This window comes from Anabaena sp. UHCC 0399 (assembly GCF_034931465.1).
Lineage (GTDB): Bacteria > Cyanobacteriota > Cyanobacteriia > Cyanobacteriales > Nostocaceae > Trichormus > Trichormus minutissimus.
Genome location: NZ_JAYGGZ010000008.1, coordinates 90799 through 102779, shown reverse-complemented (window position 1 = coordinate 102779; position 11981 = coordinate 90799). Strand labels below are relative to the sequence as shown.

Here is an 11981-nt window from a genome sequence, read left to right as displayed (position 1 = left end):
ATGTTTAAATGTTAATTTTTTACACGATTCCCGCCTGAAAAACGCGTCCAATAACTTCTTCAACTGGCGGTTCAGTGACTTTTAAATCTATGACTTCCAATTCTGTTAAAATCTGAGACACCGTGCGGGTAAGTGCCTCTTGTTGCACCATGAAACACACAGCACGCCCTTCTAAATGTTGCACATCACCATAGACTGTGAGTTTTTCTAGGGATAGAGGTTGGGCTAACTCTACGTAAACTTCTCGGTAGGGAGCAAAACGTTCTAGCAGTCTATCTAAGCTACCGTCATACATGAGTTTACCTTGGTGAATCAGCAACACTCGTTCACATAAAGCGGTGATATCTGCCATGTAATGGCTAGTTAACAGCACAGTTGCTTGATAACGCTGATTGTACTCACGCAAAAAATCCCGTACTGCTACCTGAGCATTGACATCTAAACCTAGCGTGGGTTCATCTAAAAACAATACATGGGGACGGTGTAGAAGTGCTGCTAGTAATTCTGCCTTCATGCGTTCGCCCAAAGAGAGTTTTCGCACGGGTTGGTTAAGTTTCCCTTCTAAAGCCAGCATTTCTGTTAATTCCCCTACCCGGCGATGAAATTCTTTATCAGGAATATCGTAGACAGCCGCGTTAATTTTTAAAGAATCTAGTGCGGGTAAGTCCCAGAGTAGTTGTTGTTTTTGCCCCATTACCAAGGTAATTTTTTGCAAAAATGCTGCTTGGCGCAAAAAGGGTACATAGCCAGCTACCCTCACTGTACCGCTAGAAGGGTGAATAAGTCCGGTGAGCATTTTAAGTGTGGTGGTTTTACCAGCACCATTTGGCCCTAAGAAACCTACTACTTCACCTGGGGTAATTTCAAAGGAAACATCCTGAACTGCGTTGATAGAACGGTAGGTGCGGCGGAAAAAGTGGTTGATTGTGCCTTTAATTCCTGGTTCTTTTACCGCCACTGGATACGATTTACTGAGGTTTTCGGCAATGATGATTGACATATCTAAATGTTAAAACCACTTGTCACGGTGTGGTAAAGAGTAATCTTATTTGATTTTTCAGCAGCTAGTGGTGTGTCCAACCTATTTTGACGGTTGGAGAGACGCGATAAATCGCCGTCTCTACAAAATATCTATTCGTTAATTATTTCTTGACAAACTACTAGGTAAAACTTCAAGAAGTTTTTTTCTGTTCTCTGTCACCTGTCACCTGTCACCTGTCACTTCAAACGACCCGATCGCAAAATACTAATAATCAGCCATAATCCCAATAAGCTGGCAGCTGCAAACAAAACGCTGCTGACAAAAGATAGCTGTGTTGTCTGGGCTTTGCTGGAAATAATTGCTGCACCCATAATCAGTGAACCTACTAGAATACTAAAAGAAAGGCGGTTAGCAGCATCGTCCATTGTCCGCCGCACGCCGTCTAAACCGTGTAGTGAGAAATTCCAGCGTAGGGTTTCCGATGTTACCCGGTCTAATAACAGTTCGATTTGCCGGGGAGATTGTAAAGAGAGACTTTTAATATCTAAGGCTGTTCTCAGGAGCGATCGCACTGGATTATCGCCCAGTAATTGCCGTCGAAATAAGTCTGTAATTAAAGGCTGTATTTCTTCAAATAAATTTACCTCTGGATTAAAAGTCCGCGCTACCCCTTCTAAATTCGCCAAGGTTTTGGCGTACAAGCCCATGTTACCGGGTAAGCGAATTTTATTATTGCGGGCAACTTGCAAAATTTCATAAAAGATTTGACTAAAATTCATCTCCGTCAAACTGACGTTATGGTATTTACGCAGCATCCGGTCATAATCACTTTCTAACCGCGCCACAATCACCGGTTGTGCAGAATCTGACAATTGCAGAGTCAGTTGAGCGCACCTCCCCGCATCTAAATCCACAATTGCCAACAGCATTTCTGTCAATATCTGCTGCGTCCGGGGATCAAGTCTGCCTACCATCCCACAATCTAACAAGGCAACACGGCCATCGCTCAGATAAAAGATATTACCAGGATGGGGATCAGCATGAAAAAAACCATCAACATATAACTGTTGAAAGAAAGCGCGAAATAGTAGTGTAGTGACGGCTTTGCGTTCGGCGATCGGGTCTTTACCACTGTTGTTGGTTAAATTAGCTGACAGTATTGGCACTCCGTCTAGCCACTCCATCACCATTAATTTTTCTGTAGTTAATTGCCAATAAATTTCCGCAACGACAATTTGTTGGGGATCAAACCAACGACTGTGCGATAAATTACGTCGCAGTTGGTCTGTAAAACCAGCTTCCCGTGTAAAATCTAATTCAGCCTCTAAAGCTTTGGTAAATTCTTCAGCGATAGATTTGATTTCGTAGTTTTGTCCAAAATCAGTCCGCGCCACCAAATCAGCAATCCCTTGAATTAAAGCGATATCTTGCACAACTGTGACATCAATCCCCGGACGTTGCACCTTCAAAGCCACTTCTCGACCATCCATTAATGTAGCGCGATGGGTCTGAGCAATTGATCCCGCCGCTACTGCGACGTTATTAATGTGCTTGAAAGTTTCTTCCAGGGGTTGTTTTAGTTGTTTGCGGATAACTATTTCAATCTCTGCCCAAGGTACAGGCGGCACTTCATCTTGGAGAGTGGAGAGTTCTTCAATATAAGCTGCACTCAGTAAATCCGGTCGGGTAGAAAGTAGCTGACCGAGTTTGACATAGACAGGCCCCAAATCCACCAAAATATTTTTCAATACAGCCGGGGTGGGTAGCTGGGGTTCATCAGCTTTGCCGCCTGTCAACAGCCGCCGCATATAATCCCAGCCATTGCGGAGAACAACTTCGATAATTTCTCTTTGGCGCGGAACAGTATAGGTGAGGAACATTTTGGGATGGGGGATAAATTAATTCAAAATTCAAAATTCAAAATTCAAAATTAAATAATTTTTAGAGACGGGGATTGGAGACAAGGGATTAAGAAAAAATTTTCTCTTGTCTCCCTTGTATTCTTTGTCCCTCCAACCCCCTGCCCTTTTGACAGCACAGACAGTCAAGTTATAATACGGGCAATAGTTTTACGCATCTGCCAGGGGTTTTAAGTTTTATACAATAAGAGTTATAGCAAGTCGGTAAATCGGGGATCGCTTTGTAGGGTTTTGAGGATTTGCTTAATTTCCTGGGTGCGTTCTTTATTAACTATGAGGGTGACATTGCGATCGCGCACAATTACCACGTCCTCTAAACCAATAGTAACAACTACATCCTCAGGGTTAGTAGCATAAACAATCGCCCCCTTTGTATCTAAACCCACATGGGTAGCAAGTTCCACGTTGGGATTTTCGGGTTTTTTCATGAGGCGTTCGATCGCATTCCAGTCGCCTAAGTCGTCCCATCCAAATTCTGCTGGTAAAACATATGCTAGATTGGTTTTTTCCATGAGTGCATAGTCTATACTTTTTTTAGGCAATTGGGGATAGACATCAACGCCTTTTTGTGCTATTTGTTCAATAATTTCTGGTGCATGGGTATACAGTTCCTTGAGAACAACACCAGCCCGAAACACGAACATACCGCTATTCCAGCTAAATCTTCCCGTAGACAGAAATGTTTCTGCTGTTTCACGGTTGGGCTTTTCAGTAAAGCGGTTGACGTGATAGGCTGGCAACTCATTAAAGCTACCAATGTGTTCGCCTTGTTCAATGTAGCCGTAACCAGTTGATGGGAAGGTAGGCTTAATACCCAACGTGACAATCGCTGGTGTGCTTGCCGCTAATTGGATAGCCGCATCTAATGTGCGTTTAAACGCCTGTGGGTCAGCTATCCAGTGGTCAGAGGGAAAAAAGCCGATAATTGCGTCGTCTCCGTAACGTTTTTGAATTTCCAAACTTGTCCAAGCAACAGCAGCAGCAGTATCTCTACCTTGCGGTTCAGCCAGCAAATTTAGAGATGACAATTCTGGTAATTGTTGCCGCACTCCTGTAGCTAGCTGACTAGAAGTAATTACCCACAAGTCATTCCAACTACCTGCAAAAGAAAGCAGTCGATCGGCAGTTGCTTGTAAGAGACTTCTAGAGCTACCATCAAGACTTAAAAATTGCTTGGGTCGGTCTTGGCGACTAAGAGGCCAAAAACGCTCACCTTTACCACCTGCCAGGATTACTGGGAACAAAGAACTACTCATGTTGTCATACAGACCTACGCTAGAACATTTCAAGTGTACAGTGCGGTCTGACACTGGCAAGTTTGGTGGCTTGCATTAACATAACTTTTAGGGAGTGGATGAGTGGGGAGATAATTGTGATTAAACAGGTTCAATGGTCAGAAAATCAAGTCACGCCTCAACAAATACCGAATTTAGAATTAGAGGTCAGACCTTCACAACTACAACGTATAGATAATCAAGTCATACCGCCATCAGCAGCCGACGATCTGGAAGTCATCCCTCAAGAAGAAGCCGCTAACAGTTCTCGCAATGTCGCCCTGTCTGTAGGGGCAATTCCCAATGAGCTGTATGATCGGTTGGGCTTGACAATGCCTCGCTGGTTATTGTGGATTTTGACATCTGTGCTAGGCATCATTATGTCTGGTCTATTAGTATCCACTTTGGCACTTTGGACTCCTTTATGGAGTAACCTAGACCGCACAGACGAAGAATTGGGATTTGCTGGTCAAGATGAGCAAAAAACGCCGCTACCTGGGGAACTGTGGAGCAAAATTTCCCAATATCAGATATCTAAACCAATGAATATTCTGATTATGGGGATTGAGCCAGTTAAAGGTGCAGTCGATGGCTCACCGGAAAGCTTTTCTGGCAATAGCGATACCATGCTCCTAACCAGAATCAACCCCAGCAGTAAAACCATGCGGGTACTGTCAATTCCTAGCGATACCATGATTGCTATCCCAGAACAGGGATTAAATAGGGTGTCTGAAGCTAATACTAAAGGAGGGCCAGTTTTAGCAGCACGGACAGTCAGTCGGACTCTTAATAATGCCCGGATTGACCGCTATATCCGTATTTCTACTAGTGGTTTAAGGCAATTAGTTGATCAGTTGGGTGGGGTAGAAGTTTTTGTCCCCACAGCCATGTCATATCAAGACCCCAGCAGTGGCTCAACGATAAGTTTAATTAGTGGCTGGCAAACTCTCAACGGCGAACAAGCAGAAGTGTTTGCTCGTTACCGAGAAGAAGGTTTAGGGGATTTACCTAGGGTACAACGACAACAAGCACTAGTGACCGCATTGCTGCGAAGGCTTACTAGTCCTACAGTCTTACCCCGATTGCCCCAATTAACCCGGCTGATGCGGAAATATTTTGATACAAATTTGAAGATAGAAGAAATGATGGCTTTGGTGAATTTTTCCGTGAACTTAGAACGGGATAATTTCCAAATGGCCATGTTACCTGGTACATTCAGCAAATTTAGTAAAGATCCTAATAGCTATTGGCTGAATCTGAACGGACAACAAAATCTATTGAATAATTATGTAGGCGTAGATATACCTGGTCTGAAGCCAGATACACGACCAGTTTCTAAGCTCAAAATTGCTATTCAAAATGCTTCTAATCAACCTCAGCTAACTGAAAAAGTTATTGCTTACTTGAAACAGAAAGGCTTTACAAATATTTACACCGTCCCAACTTGGCCTGATACCCAACGCCAAACCCAAATTATTGTGCAAAGAGGCGATCGCTCGGCAGCAATTAACCTCCAAAAAATCTTAGGATTGGGTTTAGTTGAGGTTAAATCCACAGGGGACTTAGAATCAGACATTACAATCCGCATTGGGAAGGATTGGAAGTAGTGAGTAGTGCTGAGTGCTGAGTAGTGCTGAGTGCTGAGTAGTGAGTAGTGCTGAGTGTTGAGTGTTGAGTAAGAAGGAATTCTCTATAATTCACTTATCACTCTTAATTTTTAACTCGGAACTCAAGACCGGCTAAACGCCGCGCTACCGCTAACGCAACTCAGGACTGGGATTGATGAAGAAGATTTGGCTGAGATTATTTAGTTTGATTGTAATTTTGCTGCTGGCTTGGTTTTGGATCATCATCAATCCCAAGCCAGCTTTTGCTCAAGTTAATACAATTAATTACAGCAATACCAATCTGGAAAATCGTGATTTTACTAACACTGATTTAAAAGGTGTAATTTTTGTGGCGGCGGAAATGCGGGGTACGAATTTCCAAGGTGCAAATTTAACTAACGCTGTTCTGACTAAGGGTGTGTTATTAAAAGCTAATTTAGAAGGCGCGAATTTAACAGGTGCTTTGGTAGATCGGGTGACTTTAGATGGTGCAAATTTAAAAAATGCCATTTTCACGGAAGCTACTTTAATTCGCAGCCGTTTTTATGATGCTGATATTACTGGGGCTGATTTTACAGACGCTATCATAGACCGCTATCAAGTATCTTTGATGTGCAAAAAAGCCGATGGGGTAAATTCTTTGACTGGTATTTCTACACGCGAGAGTTTAGGTTGTCGCTGAGTAAAAATAACTTGCTCTAAAAATATTCACTTAAGTAGGAAGGTTTGCTCTATGCTAACCCATCCTACATCTAATTCGACCTACCTACTTACTCAGAGGACAGGGAAGTTCAATTAAGAATTCTGTTCCTTCTCCTGGGGTGGACAAACACTTGATTTGACCGTGGTGTTTTTCTACAACTATTTGATGGCTGATAGACAAACCTAACCCTGTACCTTTACCTGGTTCTTTGGTGGTAAAGAAGGGGTCAAAAATATTTGCAGTTAATTCTTTTGGTATTCCAAAACCATTGTCAGCTATTTTAATAGTAACTTGGTTATCCACAGTTTTCGTGCTGATCCAAATAGTTAAAGGTACTTTGGGGCAGCTTTTTGATGAGTCTAAATACTTGTGCCATATAGTTTTAAATTTTTCCTCCAATGCGTCAATGCTATTACATATAAGATTCATAAATACTTGATTAAGTTGTGCAGGGTAGCATTCCATTAAAGGTAAGTTGCCGTATTCTTTTACAAGTTCGATAGGTGGGCGTTGATTATTATTTTTGAGGCGATGTCCTAAAATTAGCAAGGTACTATCTAATCCTTCATGAATATCTACTGATTTCAATTCGGCTTCATCAGTACGAGAGAAAGTTCTTAAGGACAGTACAATCTGATTAATCCTTTCCGCACCTATTTTCATCGAGTCTAGCGTTTTGGGTAAGTCTTCGATGATAAATTCTAAATCTATTTTTTTGGCTTTTGCTTGGATATCTGGAAATCTGGACTCATGTTGACGGTAGAGCTGCAATACATTTAAAAGTTCTTGCGTATATTCATTTAAATGGATCAGATTACCAAAAATAAAACTGACAGGATTGTTAATTTCGTGGGCGACACCAGCAAGTAATTGTCCTAAACCTGCCATTTTCTCTCCCTGAATTAATCGAGATTGGGTCTGTTTTAATTCATACAAAGCTTGAGTAAGTTCTAGAGTTTGACGTTTGGTTTGTTCAAGTAATTCTCCTTGCTGAATAGCAATTCCTAACTGCACACCTACTTGAGCTAATAAGTTTGTTTCTTCATCTTTCCAATAGCGGGGTTGCGAGTTTTGATAAGCCACCAATAATCCCCATAATTGTTCTCCTTGGCGAATGGGAACAAAAGTTTCATTGCGGGGTAACTTATCATCTTCGTGTGTGTCTTCAAAGGTTTCTAAAACTATTGGTTGAATTTGTGTAATGGGTTTCCAGCCATCTTTGAAGGAATCAGCCACAAATTTACCACTCCAATCAGAGTTAAAGCGATATATAGCGACTCGTTCTACTTCTAACAACTCACGGACAGCTTGGGTAGTCGTTCTAAAAATAGTTTTGATATCAAGAGACTGACGAATTTTATCAATGGTTGCAGCCAGTAATTCTTGCCTCTCCATTGCTTTTTCTCTCTCGTTAGCTTCTGCTAACTGGACGGCTTGGGTTTGAACTTGCTTTAAATAAGAATCCTGTTTTAAAGCGACTCCCAGTTGTTCGGCTATTTGGCTGACAAATTCAATTTCTGAGGATTGCCAGTGGCGCGTGGCTTTACATTGGTGAATGCAGAGTAAGCCCCAAAGTTCACCTTCTTTTAAAAGCGGTGCAACTAGATTGGCACGCACTTGAAATCGTTCTAGAATGTGGATGTAGCAGGCTGGAAAACTTCCTTGATAAATGTCAGCGATCGCATTCACTCGACCTTGAGTATAAAGTGAGGCAAAGCTTTGACCAAAGCAGTAGTCATAAACTTTTTCAGCTATTGCCGAATTCCAGCCATCAGCTACATCTTCATAGACAAATTCTCCTTCCCAATTGGTTTGCTTGTCAAAACGGAAGACTCCCACACGATCAGCTTGTAGTAGTTGTCGTACCTCGCTGACAGAAGTTTGAAAAATTGTCTCTAAATCTAGAGATTCACGAATCCGGGTAATGACGCTAGTTAATGTCTTTTGTTGCTCTGCTTGGTATTGGGCTGCTAATAACAGCTTGTTATGTTGTAGGGCTACTCCCAGGTTTTCGGCAATTTGGCTGACAAATTCAATTTCTGAAGGCTGCCAAATTCTGGGCTGGTTGCATTGGTGAACGCACAATAAACCCCATAAATTACCTTGTTTCACCAGTGGTACTACCAAATTAGCTCTGACTTGAAATTTGCCCAGAATCTCAGTATGACAGTCACTCAATTGTGCGTCGTAGATATCCGCCACAGCCTGCACCCGACCTTGTTGATAATTGGCTGCAAATTGTTCCCCAAAACAGTGGTCATAGACTTTGGCAGCTAGGATTGAGTTCCAACCAGTCGCTACATCTTCCGAAATAAATTCTCCTGCCCAGTCTTGTTGAGGGTCAAATTGGAAAATTGCTACTCTGTCTGCTTGTAGCATTTGCCTGACTTCGGTGACACTAGTCTGAAAGATAGTCTCTAAATCTAGGGATTTGCGAATCCGAGTAATTACACCAGTTAAGGTCTTTTGTTGTTCGGCTTGGTAATGAGCTTGTGCTAGTAACTCGTGGTGGCGCAACGCTACACCAATTTGTGTACCGATTTTACTTAAAGATTCAATTTCATAAGCTTGCCACTGTCTAGAAGCAGAATTTTGGTAAGCAGCGATAACTCCCCAGAGTTGATCACCTTGAAGAATCGGCGCAGTAGCAAAGGCTTTTGCCTGAAATTGTTCCAACAAGACAACATGACATTCACTTAATCCAGCTTGATAAATGTCATTTGCAGTAAATGTCTCATTGTGAGCGTAACGTCCCCCTTGGTTGTGTTGTAAATACGTATCATTAATTACAGGTAACACACTTACCAAAGGTGTCCACCCATCAGCGAAAGATTCTGCGACAAAGTTACCACTCCAATCAGGATTAAAGCGAAATATGGCCACTCGGTCAGCTTGGAGTAACTGCCGAATTTCTTGCGTTGTGCTGTGAAAGATGGTTTCAATATCTAGGGATGGGCGAATTTGATCAACAATTTGAAAAATTACTTGATCTCGCTGGGCTGCTTGCGCTAATTTTACAGCTTGTAATTGGACTTCTTGGAGATGCTTGGCTTGTTGAATAGCAATAGTTAAATGGTCAGCAATTTGGCGAATAAATTCAATTTCTGATTCTTGCCATTGGCGAGTTTCCCTACACTGATGAATACAAATTAATCCCCATAAATCCCGATCTCTTAACAAAGGAACAATCAGGTTAGCACGTACTTGAAATTTACTGAGAATTTCTATATGACAATCACTTAGTCCGGCAGCGTAAATATCTGCAACTGCTTGCACTCTTCCCTGTTGATAATGAGCCGCAAATTGTTCGCCAAAGCAGTGGTCATAGACTTTGGCTGACATGGCTGATACCCAATCTGGTGCAACATCTTCAGCAATAAATTCTCCTGCCCAGTCTTGTTGAGGGTCAAATTGAAAAACGGCAACACGGTCAGTATTTAACAACTGGCGTACTTCTTGGACAGTAATTTTGAGAATTGTTTCTAAGTCTAGAGATTCCCGAATTCTCCCAATTACCCTGGCTAGGGTTTTTTGTTGCTCTAATTGTTCTTGTAGTTGAGTGCTGGATAATAAAAGATGATTTGTAGGGGATTCCATAGGAGCAAAATTTGTATATTTTATGATGAGTATTTTTATACTCTATGTTTCTATTCAAGAACACTGGTAAAAAACTGAGTAGATAATTGGTGTTTGAAGACGCGATTTATCGCGTCTATACAAGACGGTTTTTGGGGTATAACCAATTTCAAATATGGACATCTTTATATTTCCCATTTTTGGCTAGTGATACACACGGAAGAAAATTCACGTAAAATTAGCCTGACAGACTGGAAAATTTCCGGTTTAATTTAGTCAGGTATGCAGTCTGCAAGAGTTGTCGGGTATTATTTGTGAGCAATCAAGACCAAAAACCCTCTCGTTCTTTCGCTGGGATTGCTGGCATTGTTGCCGCAGCCACGTTAATTAGTAAAATATTCGGTTTAATCAGACAGCAAGCAGTAGCTGCTGCTTTTGGTGTCGGTGCGGCTGCTACTGCTTATAGTTACGCCTATGTCATCCCTGGATTTTTATTGGTATTACTAGGGGGTGTGAACGGGCCGTTACATAGTGCGATTATCAGTGTTTTAGCCAAGCGTAAAAAAGAGGAAGCCGCCCCACTGGTGGAAACGGTGACTACTTTGGTGGGGGGTGTGCTGTTGTTGGTGACGGTGGCGCAGATTTTCTTGGCAGATAATATTGTTGATATTGTCGGTTATGGTTTGGATGCCAAAACTAGAGCGATCGCTATTGAACAACTGCAAATTATGGCCCCAATGGCTTTATTTGCCGGATTAATTGGCATTGGTTTTGGTACTCTCAACGCCGCTAATCAATATTGGTTACTTTCTATTAGTCCCCTGTTATCTAGTGTGACGGTGGTGATTGGTATTGGTGTGTTGGCTTTGCAATATGGCAAAGACATCATTAAGCCAGAATACGCTCTCATCGGTGGGATGGTATTGGCTTGGGGAACTTTAGCTGGGGCTATTCTTCAATGGGTGGTGCAGTTAATTGTACAGTGGCGGTTAGGACTCGGTACATTAAAGCTCAGGTTTGATTTTAAATCCCCTGGAGTTCAGGAAGTCATTAGAATCATGACTCCAGCAACGGTTTCTTCCGGGATGATGCCGATTAATGTGGCGACTGACTTGTATTTTGCTAGTCCCATTCAGGGGGCGGCGGCTGGTTTTAACTATGCCAATTTATTAGTACAGACTCCCTTGGGGATTATTTCTAATATAATTTTATTGCCCCTATTACCCATTTTCGCCAAACTTGCCGAACCAGAAAACTGGCCAGACTTAAAGTTACGCATTCGTCAGGGTTTATTACTAACTGCTGTGACAATGTTACCTTTGGGGGCGTTAATGGTGGCGTTATCTGTGCCGATTGTGCAGGTGGTGTATGAACGTGGTGCTTTTAAACAGGAGGCTACGCAGTTAGTTTCATCACTGCTTATCTCCTACGGGATTGGGATGTTTGCGTATTTGGGGCGTGATGTTTTGGTACGGGTATTTTATGCTTTGGGTGATGGACAGACACCTTTCCGTATTAGTACCTTTAATATCATATTGAATGCTTCCCTAGACTGGATTTTGGTAAAGCCTTTTGGTGCGCCTGGTTTGGTGTTAGCTACAGTCGGTGTAAATTGTAGTTCAATGTTGATGCTGTTATGGCTGCTTGACCGCCGCCTCAATGGTTTACCGTTACGTGAGTGGAGTGTACCAATTTTAGGGTTGACGGCTGGTAGTGTGGTGGCGGGAGTGGCTAGCTTTGCTACCTTGGTGGGGACTCAGAAGTTATTGGGTACGCAGGGTTTAATCATTCAACTGTTGCAGTTGTGCGTATCTGGTTTAGTGGGGATTTTGGTATTTGCGGCGATCGTTTCAGTTCTGAAAATACCGGAGGTGAATAGTTTCGCCGTGCGGATGCGTCAGCGATTTTTGAAGCGATAAA

General features: G+C 42.3%; 7 protein-coding genes. 3 read left to right on the top strand and 4 right to left on the bottom strand.

Annotated elements, in window-relative coordinates; translation table 11 throughout:
• Positions 1 to 19: 19 nt before the first annotated feature.
• The 3 genes from VB693_RS06645 to VB693_RS06635 form a co-directional block, all read right to left on the bottom strand.
• The gene (locus VB693_RS06645; RefSeq protein WP_323265563.1) at positions 20 to 1000 is read right to left on the bottom strand and encodes an ATP-binding cassette domain-containing protein; all 981 of its coding nucleotides are present in this window, start codon (positions 998 to 1000) and stop codon (positions 20 to 22) included.
• A gap of 218 nt (positions 1001 to 1218) precedes the next feature.
• Positions 1219 to 2862: an AarF/ABC1/UbiB kinase family protein gene (locus tag VB693_RS06640; RefSeq protein WP_323265562.1), complete on the bottom strand. Its 1644-nt coding sequence runs from the start codon at positions 2860 to 2862 to the stop codon at positions 1219 to 1221.
• A 230-nt stretch (positions 2863 to 3092) separates the two neighbouring features.
• On the bottom strand, positions 3093 to 4157 hold the full coding sequence (locus tag VB693_RS06635; RefSeq protein WP_190696450.1) for a mannose-1-phosphate guanylyltransferase: 1065 nt from the start codon (positions 4155 to 4157) through the stop codon (positions 3093 to 3095).
• Positions 4158 to 4273: 116 nt separating this feature from the next.
• Here VB693_RS06635 and VB693_RS06630 point away from each other — a divergent pair, with 116 nt between their 5' ends.
• Entirely contained in the window at positions 4274 to 5782 is a 1509-nt protein-coding gene (locus tag VB693_RS06630; protein WP_323265561.1) for an LCP family protein, read from the top strand.
• A 175-nt stretch (positions 5783 to 5957) separates the two neighbouring features.
• Positions 5958 to 6464 carry a pentapeptide repeat-containing protein gene (locus tag VB693_RS06625; RefSeq protein ID WP_323265560.1) on the top strand — a complete coding sequence of 169 codons (507 nt, stop codon included), beginning with the start codon at positions 5958 to 5960 and terminating at the stop codon, positions 6462 to 6464.
• 84 nt (positions 6465 to 6548) lie between these two features.
• Here VB693_RS06625 and VB693_RS06620 read toward each other — a convergent pair whose 3' ends face one another.
• Complete coding sequence (locus VB693_RS06620) at positions 6549 to 10082, bottom strand: GAF domain-containing protein (RefSeq protein ID WP_323265559.1); 3534 nt, start codon at positions 10080 to 10082, stop codon at positions 6549 to 6551.
• 293 nt (positions 10083 to 10375) lie between these two features.
• On the opposite strand from VB693_RS06620, the gene murJ reads away from it, so the two are divergent.
• Positions 10376 to 11980 carry a murein biosynthesis integral membrane protein MurJ gene (gene murJ, locus VB693_RS06615; RefSeq protein WP_323265558.1) on the top strand — a complete coding sequence of 535 codons (1605 nt, stop codon included), beginning with the start codon at positions 10376 to 10378 and terminating at the stop codon, positions 11978 to 11980.
• The last annotated feature ends 1 nt before the right edge of the window (position 11981 follow it).

Excerpts from the sequence above, each read along its gene's own strand:
- VB693_RS06625 (WP_323265560.1), top strand. The coding sequence starts at position 5,958 with ATGAAGAAGATTTGGCTGAGATTATTTAGTTTGATTGTAATTTTGCTG.
- VB693_RS06645 (WP_323265563.1), bottom strand. The coding sequence starts at position 1,000 with ATGTCAATCATCATTGCCGAAAACCTCAGTAAATCGTATCCAGTGGCG.
- VB693_RS06620 (WP_323265559.1), bottom strand. The coding sequence starts at position 10,082 with ATGGAATCCCCTACAAATCATCTTTTATTATCCAGCACTCAACTACAA.
- VB693_RS06635 (WP_190696450.1), bottom strand. The coding sequence starts at position 4,157 with ATGAGTAGTTCTTTGTTCCCAGTAATCCTGGCAGGTGGTAAAGGTGAG.
- VB693_RS06640 (WP_323265562.1), bottom strand. The coding sequence starts at position 2,862 with ATGTTCCTCACCTATACTGTTCCGCGCCAAAGAGAAATTATCGAAGTT.